Source organism: Pseudomonas putida S13.1.2, assembly GCF_000498395.2.
In the GTDB taxonomy this organism is placed as follows: Bacteria; Pseudomonadota; Gammaproteobacteria; order Pseudomonadales; family Pseudomonadaceae; genus Aquipseudomonas; species Aquipseudomonas putida_Q.
In genome coordinates this window covers 2,314,009-2,340,386 of the sequence record NZ_CP010979.1, presented here as the reverse complement: position 1 = coordinate 2,340,386, position 26,378 = coordinate 2,314,009, and the positions used below count along the sequence as shown (strand labels likewise).

The window sequence follows — 26,378 nt, the reverse complement described above, 5'->3', positions numbered from 1 at the left end:
CCTTTCGCGACACAAGGCCGCTCCTACAAGGGGTTCGCGCAAGCCATCAGTTGTCCCATGTATCCGGGCATCCCTTGCACCCCTCCATGTTGGCCTCCTGGAAATTCCCGTAATGCTGCCGCGCACCGCGCAAATCGGCACGCGCCAGGTTGCTCTGGCCAAACTTGGCCTCTTGCAGGTTGGCATCGCTCAGGTTGGCCCCTTGCAGATCAGCCTTGCTCAGCCAGGCCATCTCCAGGTCCGCCGCCTGCAAGTTTGCCTGCTGCAGCTTCGCCCCGGACAGCCTGGCGAACTGCAAGTAGGCTGCACTGAGGTCGGCCTTTTCAAACTGTGCCCCTTGGGCGAACAAGCCCCAGCCCTGAATGGCCACCAACTTGCTGTCGCTCAGGTCAGCCACACGCAGGTTGCTCTGTTGCAGGCTGGCGCGGGTCAGGTTGGCGCCCTGCAGCCGGGCTTTTTCCAGGTTGGCCAGGTCCAGCCGGGCATGGCGCAGGTCGGCATCACGCAGGTCGGCGCCGGCCAGGTTCATCTTGCGCAGGTCCTGGTTGGCCAGGTTGGCACCGCGCAGGTTGGCCCCCGGGCACTGGCTGGCTTCGGCAATGACGCAGCCATTGATGGTCAAGGGGGCATCGTTGCCAACGTCGTCGGCACTCACGGCCAAGGCAGGGGACAGTACCAACAGCAAGGCAAATGGCAGGTAGTTCATGGCGAAAGGCTCTCAGTTGGAACAGGGCAGTTGGGGGGCCGCGTTGCGGCCCATCGCCGGCAAGCCAGCGCCTACAGGGACTGCACAGCCCTTGAGATCTGCACCGTAGTGTGGGAGCTGGCTTGCCGGCGATGGGCTGCAAAGCAGCCCCAGTAACGCTTTACCTCAGGCAGTCAACGCTGCGCAGTCTTGTTGTCCCAGCTCGGGATCTTGAATACCCAGAACGAGCCGCCCTGAGCCACTGGCTTGGTCAGCTCGGCCATGTCGCCGCCCCACAGCGGCACGGCGCCGCCGTAGCCCACGGTCACGCCGATGTACTGCTCGCCGTCCTGCTCCCAGGTAATGGGCGGCGAGACGATGCCGCTGCCGGTCTGGAACTTCCAAAGCTCCTTGCCCGTCTTGGCGTCGAACGCCTTGAAGAAACCGTCGCCAGTGCCGGTGAACACCAGGTTGCCCTTGGTTGCCAGCACGCCCGCCCACAGCGGCAGGTGCTCCTTGTGCTCCCACACCAGCTTGCCGGTGCTCGGGTCCATGGCGCGCAAGGTGCCGACATGGTCGTCGTACATGCGCTTGATACGGAAACCCATGCCCAGGTACGCCGAGCCCTTCTTGTAGTTCACTTCCTCGGTCCAGTATTCCTCTTTCCACTGGTTGCCCGGGATGTAGAACAGGCCGGTGTCCTGGCTGTAGGCCATCGGGTTCCAGTTCTTGCCACCCAGGAACGGCGGCGAGACTTCCACCGGTTTGCCCTTGGTTTCACCAGGCAGCGGCTTGGCCGGGCGCTGGCCGGGGTTTTCTACCGGGCGTCCGGTCTTCAGGTCGATATGGCTGGCCCAGGTGATGTTGTCGACGAACGGGAAGGCGTTCTGCAGCTTGCCGTTGTTGCGGTCCACCACGTAGAAGAAGCCGTTGCGGTCGGCGTGCCCGGTGGCCTTGACCACCTTGCCGTCCTTGCCCTTGTAGTCGAACAGCACCAGCTCGTTGTTGCCGGAGAAGTCCCAGGCATCGTTTGGCGTGTGCTGGTAGAACCACTTCACCTCGCCGGTGCTGGGGTCGACACCGACCTGGCCCGAGGTGTAGAGGCTGTCGTAGTCGTGGGGGTTGCCATCTTTGGCGGTGCGCGCCCAGGTGTTCCAGGGGCCAGGGTTGCCAGCGCCAACGATGATGGTGTTGGTCTCGGCATCAAAACTGGCGCTTTGCCAAGGGGCGCCGCCGCCGTGGCTCCAGGCTTCGACCTTGCCGGTTTCAGTGGTCGGGTCGTCTGGCCAGGACGGCGCCTTGACGTCGCCGGTCGGGGTGCTGTCCTTGCCGTTCAGGCGGCCCATGTGGCCTTCGACGAAGGGCCGCATCCACACCTCTTCGCCAGTGTCCGGGTCGCGGGCGAACAGCTGGCCGACTACGCCGAACTCATCGCCGGAGCTGCCATGGATCAGCAGCACCTTGCCGCTGGTCTTGTCTTTGATCAGCACCGGGGCGCCAGTCATGGTGTAGCCGGCGCTGTGGTCGCCGAACTTCTTGTTCCACACCACCTTGCCGGTGTGCTTGTCGAGGGCGATGAGCCGTGCGTCGAGGGTGCCGAAGTAGATCTTGTCGCCGTAGATTGCCGCCCCGCGGTTGACCACGTCACAGCACGGGCGAATGTTGTCGGGCAGGCGGTGGTTGTAGGTCCACAGGCGTTTGCCGGTCTTGGCATCGAGGGCAAATACCCGCGAGTACGAGCCGGTGACGTAGACCACGCCGTCGCTGACGATGGCCTGGGACTCCTGGCCGCGCTGCTTCTCGTCGCCGAAGGAGTAGGACCAGGCAGGGGTCAGCTTGAACACGTTCTGGTCATTGACCTGGGCCAGTGGGCTCCAGCGTTGGGCGTTGGTGCCCATGCCGTACTGCAGCACGTCCTGGGTGGTCAGGTGGTCGTTGGCGATGTCTTCCCAGGTGACGCTTTTGCCGGCAGGTGCAGCAGGTGGGGTGGCCGCTGTTGCCACGTTGCCCAAGGCCAGGCTACCGGCCAGTAGCAGGGCGCGCACGCTCAAGGCCAGAGGGGAAAGGGCGGGTAGCGATCTTATTGTCATGGTTGCAGTTCCCAGTGGAGGTTTTGGCCTGCACAGGGTGGGGCGGGGGAGCTGTTGCGGGATACGGAAAAAGTCCCGCCCTTGCCGGGAAGAGTTCCCGAATGGCACCTCAATTCGCCCTTCGCCACAAGCCCTACTACCAAGGGAGTAAGGCCCGGCCACCAAAGCAGCATTCGAGCGCCCGCAGGCTGTTTCTAAGATGGCGGCACGGCCTCTGTGGTTGAGGCTTTGCGTGCAATGGTGAGGGCATAACAATGACAACAAAACGCAATGTGTTGCTTGCTGCAGGGCTGCTGGCCGCAGCGGTGCTGACCAGTACGGCCTGGGCCCATGGCAACGTAGTGCCGCAGGCGGTGGAGACCAAGGGCCTGACCCCGATCAAGGACGCAGGCGTAAGCCTGGACGGCGACGGCTGGGCTGCCGTAAACCCTTACCGCAGCTCGCCCGAGCACGACAAGGCCGTGGAAATCGGCGCCTCGGCCTACAACCAGAACTGCGCTGCCTGCCATGGCCTGGAGGCCAAGTCCGGTGGCATCGCCCCGGACCTGCGCATGCTCGATGCCGGTGACGCCGGGGATGAATGGTTTGTCGAGCGGGTACGCCACGGCGCGGTCCGTGATGGCCGGGTGTACATGCCGAAGATGGCCGACTACCTCAGCCAGGAAGCCCTGTGGGCGGTGCGCACCTACCTGGACAGCGTGCACGTCGAGGAGTGACGGCCATGCGTCTGTTTGCCGTGCTGTTTTGTAGCCTGCTGCTGTGCTGCGCGACGGCCCAGGCGCAGGTACGCAACTACGACGCGATCATCGCCGCCGGCGAGCTGAAAGTGGCGGTGTACAAGGATTTCGCGCCCTACAGTTTCGAGGACCAGGGCAAGCCCCGCGGTGTCGATGTAGAGCTGGCGCAGGCGTTGGCCACGGCTTTGGGGGTGCGCTTGCAACTGATCTGGGCGCCGCCCGGGGAAAAGCTCGACGACGATCTGCGCGACTATATCTGGCGCGGCAGCCCGCTGCGCCACCAGCAGCTGGCCGACCTGATGATGCGGGTGCCCTACGACCAAGCCTACGCACAAAAGCGTAACGAACTGGGTGAGCTGGCAAACGCCCAAGTGGTGATGTTCGGCCCTTATCAGCAAGAGCGCTGGCAGGTGGCCTACGACCAGCGTCGTCTGAAGTCGGTGGCCAGTGTGGCTGTGTTCCAGCAGCACCCGATCGGGGTCGAGGTTGACAGCGTGCCGTCTTTCTACCTGACCTCGGTGTTCAACGGCATGCTCAGTGCCAAAACCCACCATTACCCCGGCGTGCAGCAGGCGTTCAGCGCCATGCAGGCTGGCCAGGTGGACGCAGTGATGGCGATGCGCGGCGAAGTCGACTGGCAGCTGTACCAGGCCGCCGACCCGCAACTGGCCCTGGCGGAAAACGCCTACCCCAACCTGGGCAAGCAGGCCTGGGAAATCGGCATGGCCGTGCACGAAAGCAACCGTCAGCTGGCCTATGCCGTGGAGGAGGCCCTTGAGGCGATGATCCGCGATGGCCGGCTCAAGGCGATGTATGCCGCTTACGGCCTGCGTTACGAGGTTCCCGAGATGTATCAGTAACAAATTGCCCAGGCCCGCGGATTCGCGCAGGCAACACAACCCCCTGTGGGAGCGGGTTCACCCGCGAACACCGGCGAAGCCGGTGCCATGCACCGCGTCGGATTCTTCGCGGGTGAACTGAACTGGCCTAATGATTTTGGACACCTTCTTAGGGCGCTATCATGGCGCCCAATTGGAGGCAAAATCAGTGCGAAAGTCCTACTCGAAAGAACACAAAATTCAAGCTGCTGAGATGGTGTTAGACGGCGGCCAGTCGGTTCCTGAGGTGTGCCAAATCCTCGGAATAGGTCGTACAGCTCTCCGCCGCTGGGTTGAGCAGGTACGGCAGGAAAGAGCGGGGAAAGTCCCTGCTGGGGCCAAGGCTATCACCCCGGATCAACGACGCATTGAGGAGCTGGAAGCTCTGGTTCGTCAGAAGGATCGGGATCTCGAAATCCTAAAAAAGGCCAGTGCTCTCCTGCTTCGGGACTCCAAAGATCATTCTCGCTGATCAACGAGCTGAGTGAGCAATATGGTGTTGTCGACTGCTGTCGCGTGCTTGGGGTCAAGCGCAGCAGTTTCTATGCCTGGCGCAAACGCCAAGGGCGTGAAAATCTCGAAAGGGATGCTCTACGCTCGCAGGTAATCAAGCTTTTCAAGGCGTCACGAGGCTCCGCAGGCTCACGCACGTTGATGCAGGAAATGCGACGTGAAGGCCATAAAATCGGGCGTTACAAAGTGCGTGCTCTTATGCGTGAAGCTGGTCTGGAATGCCGACAACGAAGGCCCCATCGGTATCGCTCATCGGGCGCGGAAGCACTGATTGCGGAAAACCAGCTGAAGCGAAACTTCAAAGTTTCGACGATCAATGAGGTTTGGTGTGGCGATGTGACTTACATCCAGGTTGGCAGACGTTGGCTCTATTTGGCCGCAATAATCGACTTGTACGCACGCCGAGTTGTGGGCTGGGCATTCTCAATGACTGCCGATGCCAGATTGGCCTGTGACGCGCTGCGTATGGCGTCTGAGTCCAGAGGTAAACCTGCAGGGGTGATGTTTCATTCAGATCAAGGTTGTCAGTACACCAGCCATAAATTCAGGGCTGTGCTTGAAGAGTGCAGCTTGAAACAAAGCATGAGCCACCGTGGCCAATGCTGGGACAACGCCGCCATGGAGCGATTTTTCGGGGCATTGAAATCAGAATGGGTGCCAGCAGGGGGCTATGAGTCCGAAGCTGCAGCTAAGGCCGACATCATGGCTTATTTGGTGCGCTACAACCTCAAGCGCCTCCACAGCTACAACGGCTATGAGACCCCGGTAGCCATGGAGGAAAAGCTCAGGGCAGCGGCATGAACCTTAACCGGTGTCCAAAATTACTTGACCAGATCAAACCCGCTCCCACAGTGGCCTTGGTACCCCTGAAGATCCTGTGTTGATCCATGGGAGCGGATCATGAACTTGAAAGCGACTTTCCTGCTGGCCTGCTGGATACCTTGGTCAGCCCAGGCTGCCACCCCAGCCCCCCAGACGGACCCGGTGCCCTCTGTGATGTGGGACTTCTACCACAAGCAGCTGCTGGGCCAGGCCGCGTTCGTCTTCGATGACCGGGTCAAGCTGCTGGCGCCGCCCTTTGCCGAGGACGCACGGCAGGTGCCGCTGGAGATCGACGCCCGGGCATTCGCTGGCGAGGTGCTGCGGATAATCGCCTGGGCCGAGCTCAACCCATTGCCGCGCATTGTCGACTTTCAGCCCGGCGAGCGCGTGTTGCCCTGGTTGTCGATCCGCATCCGCATCGAACAGGCCACCCCGTTGCGCGCCGCCGTGCTGACACGTGACGGCCTGTGGCATGTCGGCTCGACCCTGATCGATGCCGCCGGCGGCGGCTGTACCGCGCCCAGCGTGGTGCGCACCCAACCCGGCTGGGAAGAACACCTCGGTGAAGTGCTGGGCGGGCGCTACCCGCGCGGCGACAGCAGCCGCTTGCGCTTGCAGGTGGCCCACCCGATGGACAACGGGCTGGTCAGCGGTATTCCCGAGTTCTTCCTCAACCATGCCGAGTTGCAAGACGCGAACGGCCAGCGCCTGGCCAGCCTAGAGCTGTACCCGGCTGTCAGCGAAAACCCCAACCTGGGTTTCGATATCCAGGGCGCCGGGCCGACCCGGCTGCTGTTGCAGGACAACAGCGGCAACCAGTTCGAGGCGGCAGTGCCCTGAGCGCGTTGCCGATTTTACCCCTGACCAGAGGCGCCCTTCATGCGTTGGATGATGCTGTTGCTGCTGTGCCTGGGGCTGCCGGCCTGGGCAGACCTGGACTATCGGCTTGTGCCCCGGCAGATTGCGGAGGGTACCTGGCTACTGGAGGGCAGCACCGACAACTTCGCCAAGGCCAATGGCGGCAATATCGTCAATACCGCGTTCATCGTCACCGACAGCGGCGTGGTGGTGATCGACAGCGGGCCGTCGAAACGCTACGGCGATGCGTTGCGCCAGGCCATTGCAGCCACCACCGACAAGCCGGTGCTGGAAGTGCTGCTGACCCATCATCACCCTGACCATGTGCTGGGCAACCAGGCGTTTGCCGATGTGCCTATCGGCGCTTTGGCCGGTACCAGCGACTTGCTGCGCCAGCAGGGCGAGGCCATGGCCGAGAACATGTACCGCCTGGTTGGCGACTGGATGCGCGGCACCGAAGTGGTGCTGCCGACCCAGGTGCTGCAGCCGGGTATCCATGAGGTGGGCGGGCACCGCCTGCGGTTGCTGGAGCTAGGCGGGCATACCGGCGCCGACCTGGCGATTCTGGATGAGAAGACCGGCGTGCTGTTCGCTGGCGACCTGGTGTTCTACGAGCGTGCCTTGACCACCCCCAACAGCCCGGGGCTGGAGGTGTGGCAAAAGGACCTGGACACCCTGCAAGCCTTGCCCTGGAAGCTGCTTGTGCCTGGGCACGGGCCGGTGGCCAGCGATGCCCGGCCGTTTGCACAGATGCGTGATTACCTGCGCTGGCTGGACGGGCTGATGCGCGACGGCGCGGCGCGTGGCGACGACATGGCCGAGATGATCCGCAGCCCCATCCCCGAACGCTTTGCCGGGATCAGCCTGACCCGTTATGAGCTGATTCGCAGTGTCAGCCATCTGTATCCCCGCTACGAACGCCAACAACTCCAGCGCGTCGACGCCAACCCCTGAACCTGCTGCGCTGACGCGATCCCCAAGGGATCGCGCATGTCTTGGGGACCCGGCCCTGTACCAAGGAACTAGAAAACTCCGCACTGCGGGCAATTGTTGGCAACCGGGTCGGGACCAAGAATTCCCGGCACACCGGGAAATTTTCCCGGGCACAACAAAAAAACCAAAGGTAGCCGTCATGACCCGATCCCCGCGTCGCCCCTTGTTCGCCGTGAGCCTGGTGCTCAGCGCCATGCTGCTTGCCGGCGCGACCCACGCCGCTGTCAGCAATGAAGAAATCCTCCAGGACCCGAAGAACCCGCAGCAGATCGTGACCAATGGCCTGGGTGTGCAGGGCCAGCGCTACAGCCCGCTGGACCTGCTCAATGCCAACAACGTCAAGGAACTGCGGCCGGTCTGGGCTTTCTCCTTTGGTGGTGAAAAGCAACGCGGCCAGCAGGCCCAGCCGCTGATCAAAGATGGGGTGATGTACCTGACCGGTTCCTACTCGCGGGTGTTCGCCGTGGATGCCCGCACCGGCAAGAAACTGTGGCAATACGATGCACGCCTGCCGGATGACATCCGCCCCTGCTGCGACGTGATCAACCGCGGCGTGGCGCTGTACGGCGACCTGGTGTTCTTCGGCACCCTGGACGCCAAGCTGGTGGCCCTGAACAAGGACACCGGCAAGGTGGTCTGGAGCAAGAAGGTGGCCGACCACAAGGAAGGCTATTCCATCAGCGCTGCGCCCATGATCGTCAACGGCAAGCTGATCACCGGCGTCGCCGGTGGCGAGTTCGGCGTGGTGGGCAAGATCCAGGCCTACAACCCGGAAAACGGCGAGCTGCTGTGGATGCGCCCCACCGTGGAAGGGCACATGGGCTACGTGTACAAGGACGGCAAGGCCATCGAAAACGGTATTTCCGGCGGCGAGGCGGGCAAGACCTGGCCCGGGGACCTGTGGAAGACCGGCGGCGCTGCGCCCTGGCTGGGCGGTTACTACGACCCGGAAACCAACCTGATCCTGTTCGGCACCGGCAACCCGGCACCGTGGAACTCGCACCTGCGCCCCGGTGACAACCTGTATTCCTCGTCGCGCCTGGCCCTGAACCCGGACGACGGCACCATCAAGTGGCACTTCCAGAGCACGCCGCATGACGGCTGGGACTTCGACGGCGTCAACGAGCTGATCTCGTTCAACTACAAGGATGGCGGCAAGGAGGTCAAGGCCGCCGCCACGGCCGACCGCAACGGCTTCTTCTACGTGCTGGACCGCACCAACGGCACGTTCATTCGCGGCTTCCCCTTCGTCGACAAGATCACCTGGGCCACCGGCCTGGACAAGGACGGCCGGCCGATCTACAACGACGCCAGCCGCCCGGGCGCACCCGGCAGCGAGGCCAAGGGCAGTTCGGTGTTCGTCGCCCCGGCCTTCCTCGGCGCCAAGAACTGGATGCCAATGGCCTACAACAAGGACACCGGGCTGTTCTACGTGCCCTCCAACGAGTGGGGCATGGACATCTGGAACGAAGGCATCGCCTACAAGAAAGGTGCGGCGTTCCTCGGCGCCGGCTTCACCATCAAGCCGCTCAACGAAGACTACATCGGCGTGCTGCGTGCCATCGACCCGATCAGTGGCAAGGAAGTGTGGCGGCACAAGAACTACGCGCCGCTGTGGGGCGGGGTGCTGACCACCAAGGGCAACCTGGTGTTCACCGGCACGCCGGAAGGCTTCCTGCAGGCCTTCAACGCCAAGACCGGCGACAAGATCTGGGAATTCCAGACGGGCTCTGGCGTGCTTGGTTCGCCCGTGACCTGGGAAATGGACGGCGAGCAATACGTGTCGGTGGTCTCCGGCTGGGGCGGCGCGGTGCCGCTGTGGGGTGGCGAAGTGGCCAAGCGGGTCAAGGACTTCAACCAGGGCGGCATGCTCTGGACCTTCAAGCTACCCAAGCAGCTGCAGCAAACGGCAAGCGCCAAGCCGTAAGCAGTGGCCTGAGGCAAGCGGCCCTACTACCAAATGACGAGAGCCCCGCTGCCAACGATGCATTCGCCTGGCACGCGGGGCTTTTTACCATCGGTCCATCGCCTGTCGTGGGACAGGCATCGACCCGCAGAGGCTCAGCATGATCTACGCACAACCCGGAACCCCAGGCGCCGTCGTGTCCTTCAAGCCACGATATGGCAACTTCATCAATGGCGAGTTCGTGCAACCGTTGGCTGGCCAGTACTTCACCAACAGCTCGCCGGTCAATGGCCAGCCGATTGCCGAATTCCCGCGTTCCACTGCCCAGGACGTCGACCGCGCCCTGGACGCCGCACACGCAGCCGCCGAAGCCTGGGGCAAGACCTCCGTGCAAGACCGCGCCCTGGTGCTGCTGAAGATTGCCGACCGTATCGAACAGAACCTGGAAGTGCTGGCCGTCACCGAAAGCTGGGACAACGGCAAGGCGGTGCGCGAAACGCTCAATGCCGACGTGCCGCTGGCAGCGGACCACTTCCGCTATTTTGCCGGTTGCATCCGTGCCCAGGAGGGGGGCGCTGCCGAAATCAACGAAGGCACCGTGGCTTATCACATCCATGAGCCGCTGGGCGTGGTTGGGCAGATCATCCCGTGGAACTTTCCGCTGCTGATGGCCGCCTGGAAGCTTGCCCCGGCCCTGGCCGCCGGCAACTGTGTGGTGCTCAAGCCGGCCGAGCAGACGCCACTGTCGATCACCATTTTTGCCGAGCTGGTCGCCGACCTGCTGCCGGCGGGCGTGTTGAACATCGTCCAGGGCTTCGGCCGTGAGGCCGGCGAGGCCTTGGCCACCAGCAAGCGCATTGCCAAGATCGCGTTCACCGGCTCCACCCCGGTGGGTTCGCACATCATGAAGTGCGCGGCCGAGAACATCATCCCGTCCACCGTCGAACTGGGCGGCAAGTCGCCGAACATCTTCTTCGAAGACATCATGCAGGCCGAGCCCGCGTTCATCGAGAAGGCCGCCGAGGGCCTGGTGCTGGCGTTCTTCAACCAGGGCGAGGTGTGCACCTGCCCGTCACGGGCACTGATCCAGGAATCGATCTACGAGCCATTCATGGCCGAGGTGATGAAGAAGATCGCCAAGATAACGCGGGGCAACCCGCTGGACACCGAGACCATGGTTGGCGCCCAGGCCTCGGAGCAGCAGTACGACAAGATCCTTTCCTATCTGCAGGTTGCCCGGGAGGAGGGCGCGCAGCTGCTCACCGGCGGCGGTGCCGAGCGGCTGCAGGGCGACCTGGCCAGCGGCTACTACATCCAGCCGACCCTGCTCAAAGGCAACAACACGATGCGTGTGTTCCAGGAAGAAATCTTCGGCCCGGTGGTGGGCGTGACCACCTTCAAGGACGAAGCCGAAGCGCTGGCAATTGCCAACGACACCGAGTTTGGCCTGGGCGCCGGCCTGTGGACCCGCGACATCAACCGCGCCTACCGCATGGGCCGCGGCATCAAGGCCGGCCGCGTGTGGACCAACTGCTACCACCTGTACCCGGCGCACGCAGCGTTTGGCGGCTACAAGAAGTCTGGCGTGGGCCGTGAGACCCACAAGATGATGCTCGACCACTACCAGCAGACCAAGAACCTGTTGGTAAGCTACGACATCAACCCGCTGGGCTTCTTCTAGACCGCGTCGCGGCCTTTTCGCGGGCTCGCCCGCTCCCACAGGGATCGCACATGGTTTGAATGCTGTGCAATCCCTGTGGGAGCGGGCAAGCCCGCGAAGAGGCCGGCACAGGAAACAAAATCCCCTACCAACGCACCCCGCAAGCTCCTTCCAAAGTAGCATTCGGCCCTGGCGCCCCCCGTGCATTAATGCATCTACCGGACTCCCCCGGCACAAGAAGAGGACTGCCCATGTGGAATAAACCCGCCTTTACCGACCTGCGCATCGGCTTTGAAGTGACGATGTATTTCGCCAATCGTTGATGTGCCCCCGGCCATCGTTACGGTGGCCGGTTCCTCTGTTTGCCCGTGGCTGAGCCAGTGCTGCTCATTGGTCTGGTTGCTTTCGCTGCGGGATGCTTTACGCTGGCGGTTACCTTCCAGAACAATAAGAACAGGCTTGCCAATGAGCCAGAGTTTCAGCCCGCTTCGCAAGTTCGTATCGCCTGAAATCATCTTTGGTGCCGGCTGCCGGCATAACGTCGCCAATTACGCGAAAACCTTCGGTGCCCGCAAGGTGCTGGTGGTCAGCGACCCGGGCGTGATCGCCGCCGGCTGGGTGGCCGACGTGGAGGCCAGCTTGCAGGCCCAGGGCATCGATTACTGCCTGTATACGGCCGTATCGCCCAACCCGCGGGTTGAAGAGGTGATGCTCGGCGCCGAGATCTACCGGCAAAACCACTGCGATGTGATCGTCGCCGTCGGCGGCGGCAGCCCGATGGATTGCGGCAAGGCCATCGGCATCGTGGTCGCCCACGGGCGCAGCATCCTCGAATTCGAAGGCGTGGACATGATCCGCGTGCCCAGCCCGCCGCTGATCCTGATCCCGACCACGGCCGGTACCTCGGCGGACGTGTCGCAGTTCGTGATCATCTCCAACCAGCAAGAACGCATGAAGTTCTCCATCGTCAGCAAGGCGGTGGTGCCGGACGTATCCCTGATCGACCCGCAAACCACCCTGAGCATGGACCCGTTCCTGTCGGCCTGCACCGGCATTGATGCGCTGGTGCACGCCATCGAAGCCTTTGTCTCAACCGGTCACGGCCCGCTGACCGACCCTCACGCGCTCGAAGCCATGCGCCTGATCAATGGCAACCTGGTGCAGATGATTGCCAACCCGTCCGATATCGCCCTGCGCGAAAAGATCATGCTGGGCAGCATGCAGGCGGGGCTGGCGTTCTCCAACGCGATTCTGGGCGCAGTTCACGCCATGTCCCACAGCCTGGGCGGCTTCCTCGACTTGCCCCATGGCCTGTGCAACGCCGTGCTGGTGGAGCACGTGGTGGCGTTCAACTACAGCTCGGCGCCGGAGCGTTTCAAAGTGATTGCCGAGGTGTTCGGTATTGATTGCCGCGGCCTTAACCACCGGCAGATCTGCGGGCGCCTGGTGGAGCACCTGATCGCGTTGAAGCACGCCATCGGCTTCCATGAAACCCTGGGGCTGCACGGGGTGCGCACTGCCGATATCCCGTTCCTGTCGCACCATGCGATGGGCGACCCGTGCATCCTCACCAACCCCCGTGCGTCAAGCCAGCGTGATGTCGAGGTGGTTTATGGCGAGGCCCTCTGAAGAACAGCAGCGGGCGCTGGCCGGGCTGTTGGGGCTGGGCGACCACTCGGCCCGCAAAAGCCATTACCCAGAGCTGGCGGCCCGCCTGGACGAACTGGAAGCCGAACGCAACCGTTACAAATGGCTGTTCGAAAACGCCGTGCACGGGATATTCCAGGCCAGCCTGCAAGACGGCATGCGTGCCGCCAACCCGGCGCTGGCGCGCATGCTCGGCTACGACGACCCGCAAGCGGTGCTGTTTTCCCTGACGGACCTGGCCGCCAACCTGTTTGACGGCGGTGCCGAGGAGTTGCAGGCGATTACCGCAATCCTCGCCCGTGAGCGCAGCCTGCACGGCTACGAAACCCGCTTGCGACGCAAGGACGGCAGCCACCTCGATGTGCTGATGAACCTGCTGCTCAAGCCCGGGCAGGAAGGGCTGGTGGAGGGTTTTGTCGCCGACATCACCGAACGCAAGCAGGCCCAGCAACGCCTGCAACAGCTGAATGACGAACTGGAGCAACGGGTCGCTGCGCGTACCGATGAATTGTTGGAGGCCCGCGACGCCGCAGAGGCTGCCAACCGCAGCAAGGACAAATACCTGGCCGCTGCCAGCCATGACCTGCTGCAACCGCTGAACGCCGCCCGCCTGCTGATCGCCACCTTGCGCGAGCGGCCATTGCCAGACGCCGAGCATGTGCTGGTGGAGCGTACCCACCAGGCCCTGGAGGGCGCCGAAGACCTGCTGACCGACCTGCTGGACATTTCCCGGCTCGACCAGGCAGCGGTGAAGCCGGACGTGGCCGTGTACCGCCTCGACGAGTTGTTCGCACCACTGGTCTCGGAGTTCCGCTCGGTGGCCGATGCGGAAGGCCTCAAGCTGCATGCGCGCATCCCGGACTGTGCCATCAGCACTGACCTGCGGCTGATGACACGTATCCTGCGCAACTTCCTCAGCAACGCCTGCCGCTACACCGACGAAGGCCGGATCTTGCTGGGGGCAAGGCGCCGGGGTGGCCATTTGCGGCTGGAAGTGTGGGATACCGGGCGGGGTATTGCCGAGGACCGGTTACAGGCGATCTTCCTTGAGTTCAACCAACTGGACGTGGGCCGCGCAGCGGATCGCAAGGGCGTGGGGCTGGGGTTGGCCATCGTCGAGCGGATTGCCAAGATTCTCGGCTACCGGATTGAGGTACGTTCGTGGCCGGGGCGTGGCTCGGTGTTCAGCATCGAGGTCCCGCTGGGTAAAGAGGTGCCGCTGCCCGCTCACCAGGCTGTGCCGCTGCCAAGCGTCGGCAACCCGTTGCCGGGCCGCCGCCTGTTGGTAGTGGACAACGAAGTGAGCATCCTCGAGAGCATGGGCGCGCTGCTTGGGCAGTGGGGCTGCGAAGTGGTGACCGCGACCGACCAGGCAGGCGCCTTGCTGGCCTTGCAGGGGCGGGCCCCGGAATTGATCCTGGCCGACTACCACCTGGACCATGGCGTGGTGGGTTGCGAGGTGGTCAAGCACTTGCGTGAGCATTTTGCCACCGCCATACCTGCGGTGATCATCACCGCCGACCGCAGCGATCAATGCCGGCGGGGCTTGCAGAAACTGGGGGCGCCGCTTTTGAACAAACCGGTCAAGCCTGGGAAATTGCGCGCGGTATTGAGCCAGTTGCTGCAGGAGCATTGATTGTGCGGGGCCTTTGGGGCTGCTGCACAGCCCATCGCCGGCAAGCCGGGCTCCCACAGGTAACGTGCTATGCCTGAGTTTTGCGCCGCACCTGTGGGAGCCCGGCTTGCCGGCGATGGGCCGCAAAGCGGCCCCAATCGCTGATTTTCCTTTCTTGCAAGCGAGTGAAACCACGCAGCCGCAGTGGCTGCGTGGCAGAACAGGGGAGGGGCAGTTCAGCCGAACAGGGCGACGATTGCCGGCACGCTGAGCACGGCGGTGTAGTAGCCCATGAATTGCACGCCGATGTTGAAGCCGATGAAGCGGTACAGGAAGCCACCCAGCAGGCCGACTGTGAGGATCACCAGCAGGCCCAGCAGGCCGCCTTCCCACAGGCCGATCACCAAGATCAGGCCGACGAAGGTGGCGATTACCGCCTCGTGGCTGATTCGCCGCGAAACGAACGAGGCAGCGCGGTGGGCGAAGTTCATCGAGAAGGGGTAGGCGATCAGGATGGCGATCACGACCGCCAGCATGCCGAAGGCGAGGAATTCGCCTGCGCTTAGCAGGTTGTGCAGGTTGTTCACCTGCCCGCTGGCGCTGTCCACGGTGAAGCGTGGCGGGGCGTTGAACAGCGGTGCGGCCGGCCCGGCGGCTACCGGGCTGAGCGGCAGGCCAAAGGCGATCAGCGGGATCAGCGCCTCGGCAATGTAGGTGGACTCGGTAACACCATTGCGCACGCTGATGACCGTGGTCAGGCGGTGATAAGCGTGCTTGATGCGCGAACCCACCACTTCACCGAGGATCACCGTCATCGCCACCGGGCTGAACACGAAAGTGGCACTGGACACGGTGGCGGTGGCCAGGGTCCAGCCGGCCTGGCGGCGGTCCAGTACCTTCAACGGGTTGGGGAACCATCCACCCCAGCCCTTGACGTCTGGCGACAGGGCAAAGGTGCGTCGCTCGCTGCGCTTCATCCGCGCCCGCTCTGCCGGGGCGAGCATGGCGAACAGGGCGGCGATCAGCGGGCCGATGGCGATGCCCAGAAAGTAGCTGACGCTGAGTTTGACGCCGTGCTGGCCGGTGAGGGTCTGCAAGGCAATGATCACCAGCACGAAGGGCAGCAGCGCCAGCACCGAGGCCCAGCGGCCGGCCGAGAAGTAGGCAATGGTGGTGGCGGCGGCAAGGAACACCCAGGGCGCCGCCTGTTTGATCGCATCCCCGAAGGGCGCCAGCAGCACTGCGAACAGCACCGCCAGCGGGACTGCCACCAGGGCGGCGATCACCGCGCCGGAGATCATCTTGCGCAGGGCAATATGCGGCACGCCAAGGTTGCGCAGGAAGTTCGCTTCGCGCATCAGTGGGGTAGCCATGGTGTCACCGGGGATGCCGAGCAACGCCGTGGGTACCGCGTGGGTCATGTGCTTGGCCACCGCGCCGGCAAGGAAGAAGGTGAATACCCCGGCAGCGGGCACGCCCAGCAGTACCACCAGCAAGGTCAGGGGCGCCAGGGTGGTGGTTTCGTCGCTGCCGGAGATCAGGCCGATGGCAGCAAACACCACGGCACCGATCACGCCCATCAGCACGGCTATCAGAACCTGGTCGAACAGGGCGTCCATCAGGCGGCACCTCGCTTCAGGGTGGCGGTGCTTGCGCAGGCGACGGCTGCGTTGGCGGGCTCGGCTTCATCGAACAGGCGCTCCAGGCCCAGTTCATGCAACTCGTTGCGTACCTCTTGCGGCAGGTCGCTGAGCTGGCCGATGCCGCCGTACTCGCTGCGCAGCTCTTCGATCACCTGCTGGCGCCAGGCAGGGTCGGCGACGTGCTCGACCACATGGCGCTTGGGTTTGAACAGGCAAGCGCTGACCCCGCCGCCCAGCAGTGAGCCAAGAATGCCCAGCAACATGGCGTAGGCGCGAGCCATCTGGCTGGACTCGACCCAGCCGGTCAGCAAGTGTTCGGCCAGAAAGAACGTGCCCAGGCTGCAGGCGGCGCCGATGGCGATGGCGGCGAGCAGGTGGCGGCTGTCCACGGTGTCGCCCCAGACTTCATACAGGTTGTCGTCAGCCATGGTCCACCTCCGGGTGGAGGGGCTGCAGGCGGCATTCAAGGGTCATTGGTTTTCTCCTGCCCTTGCGGGCTTGTTGTTTTTGTTCGGGAGCTACAGGTGCGATCAGTGCTGGCTGGCGCTCCTTGCCGCCAGGGCGAGGCCGGCGCGGGAGCGGTTGGCGGTGCCCAGCTGGGCGCTGATGTGCACGCCAACCCGCGCCACGGCCTGCAGGTCGACACCGGTGCTGTAGCCCAGACCGTGCAACAGGTACAACAAATCTTCCGTGGCCACGTTGCCGCTGGCGCCGGGCGAGTAGGGGCAGCCGCCAAGGCCTGCGACCGAACTGTCGAAGGTGCGTACACCTTGCCCCAGCGCGGCATGAACATTGGCGATGGCCATGCCCCAGGTATCGTGGAAATGGCCGGCCAACGCTGCCACCGGCACGTGCTGCGCGCAGTGCTCGAACAGTTGCGCGGTTGCGTCTGGCCGGCCGGCACCGATGGTGTCGCCCAGGCTGATCTCGTAGCAGCCCAGTTCGTGCAGGCGCCGTGCGACCTTGGCCACGGCCTCTGGCGCCACCGCACCACTGAACGGGCAGCCGAGCACGCAGGATACATAACCGCGCACACGGATTGACGCTTGTCTGGCTGCTTGCAGCACCGGGGCGAAGCGTTCGAAGCTTTCATCGATGGAACAGTTGATGTTGTTGCGCGAGAACGCCTCGGAGGCGGCGGCGAACACCGCCACCTCGCGGCAACCGGCCCGTTGCGCGGCCTGGAAGCCTTGCAGGTTGGGCACCAGGCCTGCGTAGCGAACTCCGTCGTCGTTGGGCAACTGGCGCAACACTTCCTCGCTGCCGGCCATTTGCGGCACCCAGCGCGGCGACACGAAGGCACCGGCTTCGATATACCGCAGGCCGGTGGCCGCCAGCTCGCCGATCAAACTTACGCGGGCGGCCACCGACAACGGCTGGCGCTCGTTTTGCAGGCCGTCACGAGGGCCGACTTCAAACACCTTTACCGCTTGCGCCGGGGCCATGGTCATTCGCCGCGCTTCTGTTTCAGCAGCGCTACGGCGCGGTCGGCACGCACATCGTGGTTCTCTACCAGTTGCCGGGCAACCCAGTCCACCTCGTCGCCCCGGGCGCCCGCGACTACGGCGATATTGCGCGCATGCAGGGCCATGTGGCCGCGCTGGATACCTTCGGTGGCAAGGGCGCGCATGGCCCCGAGGTTTTGCGCCAGGCCCACGGCCACGGCAATCTCCGCCAGATCCTGGGCGGTTTTCACCTGCAGGATGCGCAGCGACAGTTGCGCCAGCGGGTGCGTCTTGGTGGCGCCGCCGACCAGGCCCACGGGCATCGGCATTTCCAGGGTGCCGACCAGGTGGCCGTTACCGTCCTTTTCCCAGGTGGTCAGCGAACCATAGTGGCCAGTGCGGCAGGCAAACGCGTGGGCGCCGGCTTCAACGGCACGCCAGTCGTTGCCAGTGGCGACGATCAGCGGGTCGATGCCGTTCATGATGCCCTTGTTGTGGGTGGCCGCGCGGTAGGGATCGACCGCCGCGAAGGCGTAGGCGTCGAGGATGCCTTCGATCACCGCCTCGCCGCTGAACTCGGTCGTATTCAATTGTTCCGGGGTGATGCGCAGCTGGGCCCGGGCCAGGCGCAGGTCGGCGAGGTTGGACAGAATGCGCAGGCGTACCTGGCCCCCGGTGATCGCTTCCATCAGCGGCGCCACGGCCTCGGCCATGGTGTTGACGGTGTTGGCACCCATGGCATCGCGCACATCGACGATCAGGTGCGCCACCAGCATCGGGCCGCGCGGGGTATCGGCGAAGGTGTGTACTTCGATATCGCGGCAGCCACCGCCGAGGCTGTTGAGCAACTGGTCCTTGCGGTTGGCCAGCTCAATGATTTCGTCCTTGCGCCGCAGCAGGCTCAGGCGCGCATTGAGCGGGTCCTGGACGCCGACGATCTGTACCTGGGCACGCATCAGCGGGGCGCTGCTGGAGGTGATGAAGCCGCCATTGGCGCGAGCCAGCTTGGCCATGTACGAAGCCGCGGCGACGATCGAGGGTTCTTCCACCACCAGCGGCACCAGCACATCACGGCCGTTGACCTGGAAGTTGCTGGCCACGGCAAAGGGCAGCTCGAAGGTGCCGATGACGTTTTCGATCATGCCGTTGGCGATGTCCATCGGTAGGGCGCCGGCGTTGGCCAGCAGGCTGACATCGTCGTGGCTCAGGCCAAGTAGCTGGCCGATATGATCCAGGCGCGCGGCTGGGGACAGGTTGCGGAAAGCAGGCAGGCGGGAGTCGAGGCTCATGGAGGCTCCGTTGGAGTCATTGTTGTTGGGCGGCGGCTTGAGCGCGTCGCCGGCTTGGTGCTAAATGTGCAGCCACTGTGCCCTTGATTAAAGGTACAGTTTTGCCCAACAGTACCCAGACTGTACCCCTGACAGCCCAGGAGCCCGCCGATGCCCCGTGTCACCCTTGCCCAGCAGGTCGCCGATGCGGTTGAGCAGCAGATCCGTACTGGGGTGCTGAAGGTCGGCGATCGCCTGCCATCGCTGCGTGAATACATGCGCTTGCACGGGCATTCGAAGAATACCGTGATAACCGCCTACGAGATCCTCGCCTCCAAGGGGCTGGTGGAGGCGCGCCACGGCCAGGGCTTTTTCGTGGGCGCGCAGGTGCAGGCCGCCGAAGTGGATGAAACGCCGCCTTACACCCGGGCAATGGACACCATCTGGATGATGCGTCAGCAGTTCGTTCGCGAACCCGGGCTGGCGCCGCTGGGTGAAGGTTTTGCGCCGGTGGCCTGGCTGCAGGACATGCGCCTCGACAAATTCACCCGGCAGGCCATGCGCAGCGGCGCTGGCAACCTGTTCCGCTATGGCAACCGCCTGGGCAACCCGGGGCTGCGCCAGAGCCTGGTGCGCAAGCTGGCCAGCTACGCCATCAGTGCCACGCCCCGGCAGATCGTGACCACCCACGGCGCCAACCATGCGCTGGACCTGATCATCCGCCGCTTCGTGGTACCGGGCGACGCGGTGCTGGTGGAAAACCCAGGGTACTACCCGCTGTTCGGCAAGCTGCAACTCCACGGCGCGCGGCTGCTGAGCGTTCCGCGTCTGGCGGATGGGCCGGACATGGACGCGCTGGAGGCCATGCTGCGTGTCGAACGGCCCCGCTTGCTCTTCATCCAGTCGGTGTGCCACAACCCTACCGGCTCGGATATCTCCCCGGCCAAGGCCCACCGCCTGCTGCAACTGGCCGAGCGGCACGACTTGCTGCTGGTCGAAGACGATGCCCTGGCCGACTTCAAGCCCAGCTCTGCGCTGAAGGTGGCGGCGCTCGACCAGTTGCGCCGGTCGCTGTACATCGGCAGTTTTTCCAAATCGGTGTCGGCGGCCTTGCGGGTGGGTTACATCGCGGGCAGCAAGGAGGCCATCGACGAGTTGGCCGACCTGCAGATGATGCTGCACACCAGCTGTTCGGAACTGTGCGAGCGCACGGCGGATGTGATCCTCAGCGAAGGGCACTTCCTGCGGCACCTGATGCGCCTGCAGGACCGGGTGCGGGAAGCCACTGCCGGTGGGCTGCGGGTGCTGGACGAACTAGGGGCCGAGGTGTTCTGCCGACCGGAACAGAGCCTGTACCTGTGGGCGCGTTTTCCCGGGATCGAAGATACTGCCGTGCTGACCCGTGAAGTGCAGGGCAGAGGGGTAATGCTGGCGCCGGGGGCGATCTTCCAGACCAACCAGAAGGCGGTGACACCCTGGACCCGGCTGAACGTGGCTTATCTGCAGGAACCGGTGTTCGCGCAGTGCATCCGCCCCTGATGCTGTCTTCCGGTCCGCACTGGCCCCTGTGTAGGAGCGGCCTTGTGCCGCGAAGGGCTGCAAAGCAGCCCCAGGGTTTCGAGACAGATGCATAAATCGCCGGGGCTGCTTTGCAGCCCTTCGCGACACAAGGCCGCTCCTACAGGTCAGTGCAGGCTTCTTTGACAAGCCAGTCGATCAACACCTGCAGGCGTTTGGGCATCGGGTCATGATGCGGATAGACCAGGTAATAGCCATAGTTGGGAGTGTTGACGAAACCACCGAACGGCAAGACCAGCTCACCTCGTGCAATGCGATCCTTGACCAGCTGTTCGCGGCCAATGGCGATGCCTACGTGATTCAGCGCGGCGAGCGTGCACAGGTCGGAGCGATCGAATGTGAGGAACCGGCGCGGGAGGCTGATACCTGCACCTGTGGTGTCGGCCCAGAGCTGCCATTCTGCATCGAATGCAGCGTTGTCCCAGGCCGCTACGTCATGCAAGGCGGTGCATTGATCCAGCGGGTGCAGGTCACCGGTCAATGCATGGGTTTCTGCGTAACGGGGGGAGCACACCGGGGCGACCCGCTCGTCCATCAAGTGGATGCTCTGCAACCCGGGATGATGGCCATCCGAGTAACACAGCACCAGGTCGATCTTGCGTGTGCGGTAATCGATGCTCTCGTTGCCCACCCTGATATCCAGCTGGATATCAGGGTAGCGGGCGGTGAACTGCGCCAGCCGCGGCACCAGCCAGCACTGTGCGACTGACGGGCGCACATACAGCGTCAACTGGCCGGCGATTTCGGCGTGAGCACGTTCCTGCACGGCCTCGCTCAACTCATCCATGGTCCGTTGCATGACCGCGAACAGGCGCTCGCCGTCTTCGGTGAGGCTGACCTTGCGCGGCATGCGGTGGAACAGCTTGAGCGCCAGCTCATCTTCCAGGCGATTGATGCGATGGCTCACGGCACTGGCCGTCAGGCACAGCTCATCGGCGGCACGCGAGAAGCTCAAGTGCCGTGCCGCCACCAGAAAGACATGCAGGCTGCCCAGGTGCGAGCCATTGAGTTTCACGGCGCCGCCTGCACGCTACGCCCTTTCGCCAGATAGGCGTTGAATTCATCGTCCGGCACCATGCTGCCACCCGTTCCCCAGACGAGGTGGGTAGCCTGCTGCAGCTGGGTGGGGGTAAAGCCCTGGCGAGCCAGGTACTCGCCTGCTTGCAGCACCCGCAGCATACCGGGTACGCCGGCCAGGGCAGAGGGTTCCAGTTTGACCCTGTCCTGCTCATGGGCGATGACCATCAAGCGGTACAGTTCTTCGTCGGTCACGGTGTAGTAACCATCGATCAGGCGCTGCATGGCTTTGCCGACAAACCCTGATGGGCGCCCGACCGCCAGGCCGTCGGCGGCGGTGATGTTGTCGATGCCGAAGTCCTGCACGCTGGTTTCATCGTGCAGGCCGGTATACACACCCAGCAGCATGCAGGGGGAATGGGTGGGCTCGGCAAAGATGCAGTGCACCGCATCGCCGAATACCAGCTTCAGCCCGAACGCAACACCGCCTGGGCCGCCCCCTACGCCGCACGGCAGGTACACGAACAACGGGTGATCTGCATTCACCTGGATACCCGCCTGCTCGAATTGCCGCGCCAGCCGTTCGGCGGCCACGGCATAGCCGAGAAACAGCTGTGGGGAGTTTTCGTCGTCGACAAAGTAACAGCTGGGGTCTGAAGCCGCCTGCTGGCGACCTTGCTCGACCGCCACGCTGTAGTCAGAGGCGTGTTCTACCACTGTTACGCCGTTGGCGCGCAGCTTGTCCTTCTTCCATTGCCTGGCGTCAGACGACATGTGCACGCTCACCTGGAAGCCCAGCTTGGCGCTCATGATGCCAATCGACAGCCCCAGATTGCCGGTCGAACCCACGGCGATCTTGTATTGGCTGAAGAAGGCGCGGGCCTGGTCGCTTGCCAATTTGGTGTAGTCATCCGTTGGCGTGATCAGGCCGGCTTCCAGGGCCAGGTCCTCGGCGTGCTTGAGCACTTCATGGATGCCGCCCCGGGCCTTGATCGAGCCGGAGATGGGCAAGTCGCTGTCCGCCTTGAGCCACAGGCTGCCCACGTTCTGCAGCGATCCCTCCTGGACAAGCAGCTGGCGCAGCTGTGGCAGCGGGGTAATGTGCGACTCGATGACCCCGCCGGCCGCTGCCGTCTCGGGAAACGCGGTGGCCAGGTAGGGCGCGAACCGCTGCAGCCGCGCGCTGGTGGCTTGCACGTCGGCCGCCGTCAGGCCCACGTCGCGCAGGGCTTCTGCAGCCTTGGCGATGCCAGGGTTGAACCAGCTGGTTTGTTTTAGTGCAACCAGCTCGGCGATGATCGGGTGGCTTTGTTGCCAGGCTTCCAGGGTTTTTCCGTGAATCATGATTTCACCTGTAGTGCGGTATGTGCAGAGTAGATCAGACAATCTTCGAAAGGAGCAGGGTCAGGCACAAGGCGACTACCGAGGCCAGCACTGTAGCGGCAGTGAACTTCTTCAGTGCATCACTCAGGGAAAGGCCCAGGTATTCCTTCACCACCCAGAACGCCGAGTCGGTGATGTGGGTCCAGCCGATGGCGCCGGCGCCGATGGCGATCACCAGGATTTCCCGGTTGTATTCCGGGTGCTGGCCAAGGATCGGCATTACCATGCCGGCCGCGCTGATCATCGCGACGGTGGCCGAGCCGACGGCAAAGTGCATGATCCCGGCGATCAACCAGGCGAGGATGATCGGGTTGAGCTGCGTCTGGTTCAGCACATCGGCCAGTGCCTTGCCGATGCCGCTGCCCACGAGCATGTCATTGAAGGCACCGCCGGCACCGATGATCAGCAGAATGCCGGCCAGGGGAGGGAAACAGCGTTGGGTCAGGCTCAGCAGGTGCGCCATATCCAGGCCGCGGCGCAAGCCCAGTGCCCAGTAGGCGAACACCACCGACAGCGTCAGGGCAATCAGTGGGCTGCCCAGGAAGGCCACCCACTCGTACAGCGCAGAGCCCTTGTCCAGGACCGTGACGGCCAACGTTTTGCCGACCATCAACACCAGTGGCAGCAGTACGGTGGTGAGGGTGATGCCAAATGCGGGCATTGCCTGTTCTTCTGCTTGGGCTACCGTGCGTGCAGACAGGAAGGCCTGCTGGGATTCGCCAGCTTCACGGCTACAGGTGAAGCGAACCCACACCGGGCCCGCGATGATAGCGGTCGGAAGGCCAACGATCAGGCCGTACAGGATGACAGTACCGATATCCGCATTGAGCATGCCGGTGATGGCTGTGGCGGCCGGGTGTGGCGGGAGAATGCAGTGCACCACCATCAGCGAAGTGGCCAGCGGCACGCCGAGGTACAGCATGCTGATGCGGGTTTGCCGTGCCACCACGTAGATCAACGGAATCAGCAGGACGAAGCCGACCTCGAAGAATACCGGGATGCCGGCGATGAAGCCGACGAGCATCATTGCCCACGAGGCATTGCGTTCCCCCAGCCTGTTCAGCAGCGTGGTGGCGATGCGCCTGGCGCCTCCGGATTCCTCCAGCAGTTTGCCGAGGATACTGCCCAGGCCGATGATGCCGGCAAGAAAGCCCAGCGTGCTGCCCATGCCTTTCTCGAATGCCGCCACAATTGCCGTGGGCGCCATGCCGGTGCCGACACCGACCACTAGGCTTGCGGCCATCAAGGCCAGAAAGGGGTGTACTTTAAGTTTGCTGATCATGACGACGATCAGGAGTATCGCAGTGCCCAGGACGAGTAATGAGAACGTTGGAGTCATCGTGTGGTTTTCTCTATCGCTGATCGCTTCCGTGCGAGCTTCTTGTTGGTTTGCACCCATTAGATTTCAGCGATTTGATCGACTCAAACGATCACTCCTCACCCCATAGGTGAGCCCATGTCATGCATGGCGCCAGCGCTCAATGCCGCGCCGACCAGGCACAATTCAACGCTGCCACCGCAACCGCCAGTGCCGCCCCGGCATAGGCCCAGATCGCCGGTACCTGCGGCAGCAATACCCCCGCAAGCATCGGCCCGAGCCCGGCGCCGATGTCGCGCCATACGGCGTTGCCAGCCAGCGCCTGGATGCGTTGTTGCGGGTTGCGCATGGCGACCAGGGTCATCACCAGCGGCAGTTGCAGGGCGCGCAGCAACAGCACGAAGAAGGCGCCGATGAACAGCCAGTGGCTGCCGAACAGCAGCAGCGCCATGGACGTTGCCAGTGACAGCACTACCAGCATGCGCAGCGCCCCGAAGCGGTCGGCCAGGCGCCCCCCGAAGGGGCTGAAGAGCATTTCGCTGAGGTAGCGCACCGCCATCAGCACACCCGCTGCCAGCACGCCGGACTCACCCAGGTGGGTTTGTGCGTAAAGCGAGAGGCCGAAGATGAACAGGCCGTCCAGGGTCACCCCTTCGATGAAGGACCAGGTGGCAATGCTGTCTGGCAGGCGCAGGCGTCGGCCACCCCGGCTGGCGACCGGGTGGCCAGTGCTGGGCAGGGCACGCGCCCGCCACAGCCCGAACAGGGCACTGATGCAGAGCACAAAGAACACACTGCGCGGGCCGTAGGCCTGGGCCATCAGCGCACCCAGCGGCAAGGCCAGCATTGGCCCGATGGAAATGCTCGCCCGCGAACGCCCGGCACGCCGCGCCGCGCCTTGTGCTTCAGCGGTGGCGAGGGTCTGGGTGCTGAGGTTGAAGGTGGCGAAGCACAGGCCCCAGACCAGGCGCAGCACCAGCAGCGCGGCGAAACCGGTCAGCACCGCGTTGCCCAGTGCACACACCGCGGCGGCAAAGGCGGCGAGGCTGCAGGCCGCGCGGTCACCATGGCGGGCATAGAAACGCACTACCCAGCCGTAGCCGATGATGCGCACCAGGCGGTTGGCCGCGAGCAGAATGCCAGCCTCGGTCAGGGTCACGCCGAAATCGGATGCGTACATCGGTAGCAGCAGGTAGAGCAGTACGTCACTGGGCAGGCACAGGCTGAGCACCTGGGCCGCATTGCGGGAGTCTTGGTCGGCGCGGTGGGTTTGCACCGGTGTGGCAGCGGACGACATGACAGTCTCGTGACAGGGGTGAGAGCGCAGGATAACCCGCGTGGCTCTCCCTTTGAAATCTGTCTACTGAGTCTGCGGCTTTGCACTCTGCTTCATTGATATGTTGCCTGTGCTGGCCTCTTCGCGGGTAAACCCGCTCCCACAGGATCATCACAATCTTGAGGCTTTGCACAATACCTGTGGGAGCGGGTTTACCCGCGAAGAGGCCGGTACAGGCACCAGAGGATCTGAACAGTTTGCTCATTCAGCCATAAGGCGGCGCTGGCAGTTCGGCCAGCAGGGTCTTCAAGCCGTCACTCCACTGCCTGCGAATCTGCTGGTAGTAGGCATCGTCGTTCGTGATGCGCTGGCGGGTCATGCTTTCCAGGCTGTTGTTGCGGTACACCAGCAAGTCCAGCGGCATGCCCACCGACAGGTTGCTGCGGATGGTGGAGTCGAACGAAATCAGGCCGCAGCGCAGCGCTTCTTCGAGCGGCGTGCGGTAATCCAGGTTGCGGTCGAGGATTGGCCGGCCGTACTTGCTTTCGCCCAGTTGCAGGAACGGGGTATCCGGGGTGGCCTGAAAGAAATTGCCTTGCGCGTAGACGTTGTAGATGGCCATGGGCCCGCCGGCTATCTGGCCGCCGACAATGAATGAACTGCTCAGGTCGATGTCGGCCGTAAGCTTGCTGCGGTCTCGGCTGACCACTTCGCGCAGGGTGTCGGCAACCAGCACCGTTGCATCGTAGAGCGTGGCAACGTTCAGCAGATGAGGGCCGCTGCCTTGGGTACGCTGGCGCAGCAGGTTCACCACCGATTGCGAGGTCGCCAGGTTGCCGGCGGTCTGCAGCACGATCAGCCGCTCGCCCGGCACGCTGAAGACGAACAACTTGGCAAAGGTGGAGATCTGGTCGATGCCGGCGTTGGTGCGCGAGTCGCTGATGAAGACAAGCCCGTCCTCCAGGTGCATGGCGACACAGTAAGTCATGCGGTTTCCCTTGTGTTGCGTATGGAGTGGTCTTGCCGCACCCGGGCGGCAAGACCGG

At 63.7% G+C, this 26,378-nt stretch carries 23 protein-coding genes; 12 read left to right on the top strand and 11 right to left on the bottom strand.

The genetic code is table 11. The features are described from left to right. Nucleotides 1–46 precede the first annotated feature (46 nt). Together N805_RS10605 and exaA are read right to left on the bottom strand one after the other, a co-directional pair. On the bottom strand, nucleotides 47–706 hold the full coding sequence (locus N805_RS10605; protein WP_028613648.1) for a pentapeptide repeat-containing protein: 660 nt from the start codon (nucleotides 704–706) through the stop codon (nucleotides 47–49). Nucleotides 707–879: 173 nt separating this feature from the next. Continuing rightward, the gene (exaA, locus tag N805_RS10600) at nucleotides 880–2,775 is read right to left on the bottom strand and encodes a quinoprotein ethanol dehydrogenase (protein ID WP_028613649.1); all 1,896 of its coding nucleotides are present in this window, start codon (nucleotides 2,773–2,775) and stop codon (nucleotides 880–882) included. Between the two features lie 254 nt (nucleotides 2,776–3,029). Here exaA and pedF point away from each other — a divergent pair, with 254 nt between their 5' ends. The 11 genes from pedF to N805_RS10550 all read left to right on the top strand — a co-directional run bounded on the left by pedF (nucleotide 3,030) and on the right by N805_RS10550 (nucleotide 14,425). Continuing rightward, the gene (pedF, locus tag N805_RS10595) at nucleotides 3,030–3,491 is read left to right on the top strand and encodes a cytochrome c-550 PedF (RefSeq protein ID WP_028613650.1); all 462 of its coding nucleotides are present in this window, start codon (nucleotides 3,030–3,032) and stop codon (nucleotides 3,489–3,491) included. Nucleotides 3,492–3,496: 5 nt separating this feature from the next. Further along, entirely contained in the window at nucleotides 3,497–4,372 is an 876-nt protein-coding gene (locus tag N805_RS10590) for a substrate-binding periplasmic protein (protein ID WP_028613651.1), read from the top strand. 130 nt (nucleotides 4,373–4,502) lie between these two features. Then, entirely contained in the window at nucleotides 4,503–4,862 is a 360-nt protein-coding gene (locus N805_RS31000; protein WP_019471226.1) for a transposase, read from the top strand. Then, on the top strand, nucleotides 4,859–5,704 hold the full coding sequence (locus tag N805_RS10580; RefSeq protein ID WP_046811296.1) for an IS3 family transposase: 846 nt from the start codon (nucleotides 4,859–4,861) through the stop codon (nucleotides 5,702–5,704). The genes N805_RS31000 and N805_RS10580 overlap by 4 nt, the downstream gene beginning before the upstream one ends. A 99-nt stretch (nucleotides 5,705–5,803) precedes the next feature. After that, entirely contained in the window at nucleotides 5,804–6,565 is a 762-nt protein-coding gene (locus N805_RS10575; RefSeq protein ID WP_028613652.1) for a quinoprotein dehydrogenase-associated SoxYZ-like carrier, read from the top strand. Between the two features lie 39 nt (nucleotides 6,566–6,604). Then, nucleotides 6,605–7,537, top strand: coding sequence for a quinoprotein relay system zinc metallohydrolase 1 (locus N805_RS10570; protein ID WP_028613653.1), 933 nt, complete (start codon nucleotides 6,605–6,607; stop codon nucleotides 7,535–7,537). A 178-nt stretch (nucleotides 7,538–7,715) separates the two neighbouring features. Beyond that, nucleotides 7,716–9,503 carry a PQQ-dependent alcohol dehydrogenase PedH gene (gene pedH / locus N805_RS10565; protein ID WP_028613654.1) on the top strand — a complete coding sequence of 596 codons (1,788 nt, stop codon included), beginning with the start codon at nucleotides 7,716–7,718 and terminating at the stop codon, nucleotides 9,501–9,503. A gap of 139 nt (nucleotides 9,504–9,642) precedes the next feature. Next, entirely contained in the window at nucleotides 9,643–11,163 is a 1,521-nt protein-coding gene (locus N805_RS10560; RefSeq protein WP_028613655.1) for an aldehyde dehydrogenase family protein, read from the top strand. A 230-nt stretch (nucleotides 11,164–11,393) separates the two neighbouring features. Continuing rightward, nucleotides 11,394–11,465: a pyrroloquinoline quinone precursor peptide PqqA gene (gene pqqA, locus N805_RS29795; RefSeq protein ID WP_010455123.1), complete on the top strand. Its 72-nt coding sequence runs from the start codon at nucleotides 11,394–11,396 to the stop codon at nucleotides 11,463–11,465. A 142-nt stretch (nucleotides 11,466–11,607) separates the two neighbouring features. Continuing rightward, complete coding sequence (gene ercA, locus N805_RS10555) at nucleotides 11,608–12,771, top strand: alcohol dehydrogenase-like regulatory protein ErcA (RefSeq protein ID WP_028613656.1); 1,164 nt, start codon at nucleotides 11,608–11,610, stop codon at nucleotides 12,769–12,771. Continuing rightward, complete coding sequence (locus tag N805_RS10550) at nucleotides 12,755–14,425, top strand: NahK/ErcS family hybrid sensor histidine kinase/response regulator (protein ID WP_028613657.1); 1,671 nt, start codon at nucleotides 12,755–12,757, stop codon at nucleotides 14,423–14,425. Before ercA ends, N805_RS10550 begins: the two co-directional genes overlap by 17 nt. A 215-nt stretch (nucleotides 14,426–14,640) precedes the next feature. On the opposite strand, the gene N805_RS10545 is transcribed toward N805_RS10550, so the two are convergent. From N805_RS10545 to N805_RS10530, 4 genes are all read right to left on the bottom strand, one after another. Further along, entirely contained in the window at nucleotides 14,641–16,023 is a 1,383-nt protein-coding gene (locus N805_RS10545) for a tripartite tricarboxylate transporter permease (protein ID WP_028613658.1), read from the bottom strand. Beyond that, nucleotides 16,023–16,475: a hypothetical protein gene (locus tag N805_RS10540; protein WP_028613659.1), complete on the bottom strand. Its 453-nt coding sequence runs from the start codon at nucleotides 16,473–16,475 to the stop codon at nucleotides 16,023–16,025. The genes N805_RS10545 and N805_RS10540 overlap by 1 nt, the downstream gene beginning before the upstream one ends. Nucleotides 16,476–16,577: 102 nt before the next feature. Beyond that, nucleotides 16,578–17,498: a hydroxymethylglutaryl-CoA lyase gene (locus N805_RS10535; RefSeq protein ID WP_028613660.1), complete on the bottom strand. Its 921-nt coding sequence runs from the start codon at nucleotides 17,496–17,498 to the stop codon at nucleotides 16,578–16,580. Further along, complete coding sequence (locus N805_RS10530; RefSeq protein WP_028613661.1) at nucleotides 17,495–18,781, bottom strand: hydroxymethylglutaryl-CoA reductase, degradative; 1,287 nt, start codon at nucleotides 18,779–18,781, stop codon at nucleotides 17,495–17,497. The genes N805_RS10535 and N805_RS10530 overlap by 4 nt, the downstream gene beginning before the upstream one ends. Nucleotides 18,782–18,931: 150 nt before the next feature. Between N805_RS10530 and N805_RS10525 the strand changes: the two genes are divergently transcribed. Beyond that, on the top strand, nucleotides 18,932–20,299 hold the full coding sequence (locus N805_RS10525; RefSeq protein ID WP_028613662.1) for a PLP-dependent aminotransferase family protein: 1,368 nt from the start codon (nucleotides 18,932–18,934) through the stop codon (nucleotides 20,297–20,299). A gap of 139 nt (nucleotides 20,300–20,438) precedes the next feature. On the opposite strand, the gene dsdC is transcribed toward N805_RS10525, so the two are convergent. The 5 genes from dsdC to N805_RS10500 form a co-directional block, all read right to left on the bottom strand. After that, a complete protein-coding gene (gene dsdC, locus N805_RS10520; RefSeq protein WP_028613663.1) occupies nucleotides 20,439–21,353 on the bottom strand; it encodes a DNA-binding transcriptional regulator DsdC in 915 nt (304 codons plus the stop codon). Continuing rightward, entirely contained in the window at nucleotides 21,350–22,699 is a 1,350-nt protein-coding gene (locus N805_RS10515; RefSeq protein ID WP_028613664.1) for a D-serine ammonia-lyase, read from the bottom strand. Before N805_RS10515 ends, dsdC begins: the two co-directional genes overlap by 4 nt. 34 nt (nucleotides 22,700–22,733) lie before the next feature. Continuing rightward, nucleotides 22,734–24,077 carry a gluconate:H+ symporter gene (locus N805_RS10510; RefSeq protein ID WP_028613665.1) on the bottom strand — a complete coding sequence of 448 codons (1,344 nt, stop codon included), beginning with the start codon at nucleotides 24,075–24,077 and terminating at the stop codon, nucleotides 22,734–22,736. A 139-nt stretch (nucleotides 24,078–24,216) separates the two neighbouring features. Next, nucleotides 24,217–25,353 carry an MFS transporter gene (locus N805_RS10505; RefSeq protein ID WP_028613666.1) on the bottom strand — a complete coding sequence of 379 codons (1,137 nt, stop codon included), beginning with the start codon at nucleotides 25,351–25,353 and terminating at the stop codon, nucleotides 24,217–24,219. Between the two features lie 244 nt (nucleotides 25,354–25,597). After that, entirely contained in the window at nucleotides 25,598–26,320 is a 723-nt protein-coding gene (locus N805_RS10500; protein WP_028613667.1) for a proteasome-type protease, read from the bottom strand. Nucleotides 26,321–26,378 lie beyond the last annotated feature (58 nt).

Excerpts from the sequence above, each read along its gene's own strand:
- N805_RS10605 (WP_028613648.1), bottom strand. The coding sequence starts at position 706 with ATGAACTACCTGCCATTTGCCTTGCTGTTGGTACTGTCCCCTGCCTTG.
- exaA (WP_028613649.1), bottom strand. The coding sequence starts at position 2,775 with ATGACAATAAGATCGCTACCCGCCCTTTCCCCTCTGGCCTTGAGCGTG.
- pedF (WP_028613650.1), top strand. The coding sequence starts at position 3,030 with ATGACAACAAAACGCAATGTGTTGCTTGCTGCAGGGCTGCTGGCCGCA.
- N805_RS10590 (WP_028613651.1), top strand. The coding sequence starts at position 3,497 with ATGCGTCTGTTTGCCGTGCTGTTTTGTAGCCTGCTGCTGTGCTGCGCG.
- N805_RS31000 (WP_019471226.1), top strand. The coding sequence starts at position 4,503 with ATGATTTTGGACACCTTCTTAGGGCGCTATCATGGCGCCCAATTGGAG.
- N805_RS10575 (WP_028613652.1), top strand. The coding sequence starts at position 5,804 with ATGAACTTGAAAGCGACTTTCCTGCTGGCCTGCTGGATACCTTGGTCA.
- N805_RS10570 (WP_028613653.1), top strand. The coding sequence starts at position 6,605 with ATGCGTTGGATGATGCTGTTGCTGCTGTGCCTGGGGCTGCCGGCCTGG.
- pedH (WP_028613654.1), top strand. The coding sequence starts at position 7,716 with ATGACCCGATCCCCGCGTCGCCCCTTGTTCGCCGTGAGCCTGGTGCTC.
- N805_RS10560 (WP_028613655.1), top strand. The coding sequence starts at position 9,643 with ATGATCTACGCACAACCCGGAACCCCAGGCGCCGTCGTGTCCTTCAAG.
- ercA (WP_028613656.1), top strand. The coding sequence starts at position 11,608 with ATGAGCCAGAGTTTCAGCCCGCTTCGCAAGTTCGTATCGCCTGAAATC.
- N805_RS10550 (WP_028613657.1), top strand. The coding sequence starts at position 12,755 with ATGGCGAGGCCCTCTGAAGAACAGCAGCGGGCGCTGGCCGGGCTGTTG.
- N805_RS10545 (WP_028613658.1), bottom strand. The coding sequence starts at position 16,023 with ATGGACGCCCTGTTCGACCAGGTTCTGATAGCCGTGCTGATGGGCGTG.
- N805_RS10540 (WP_028613659.1), bottom strand. The coding sequence starts at position 16,475 with ATGGCTGACGACAACCTGTATGAAGTCTGGGGCGACACCGTGGACAGC.
- N805_RS10535 (WP_028613660.1), bottom strand. The coding sequence starts at position 17,498 with ATGACCATGGCCCCGGCGCAAGCGGTAAAGGTGTTTGAAGTCGGCCCT.
- N805_RS10530 (WP_028613661.1), bottom strand. The coding sequence starts at position 18,781 with ATGAGCCTCGACTCCCGCCTGCCTGCTTTCCGCAACCTGTCCCCAGCC.
- N805_RS10525 (WP_028613662.1), top strand. The coding sequence starts at position 18,932 with ATGCCCCGTGTCACCCTTGCCCAGCAGGTCGCCGATGCGGTTGAGCAG.
- N805_RS10515 (WP_028613664.1), bottom strand. The coding sequence starts at position 22,699 with ATGATTCACGGAAAAACCCTGGAAGCCTGGCAACAAAGCCACCCGATC.
- N805_RS10510 (WP_028613665.1), bottom strand. The coding sequence starts at position 24,077 with ATGACTCCAACGTTCTCATTACTCGTCCTGGGCACTGCGATACTCCTG.
- N805_RS10505 (WP_028613666.1), bottom strand. The coding sequence starts at position 25,353 with ATGTCGTCCGCTGCCACACCGGTGCAAACCCACCGCGCCGACCAAGAC.
- N805_RS10500 (WP_028613667.1), bottom strand. The coding sequence starts at position 26,320 with ATGACTTACTGTGTCGCCATGCACCTGGAGGACGGGCTTGTCTTCATC.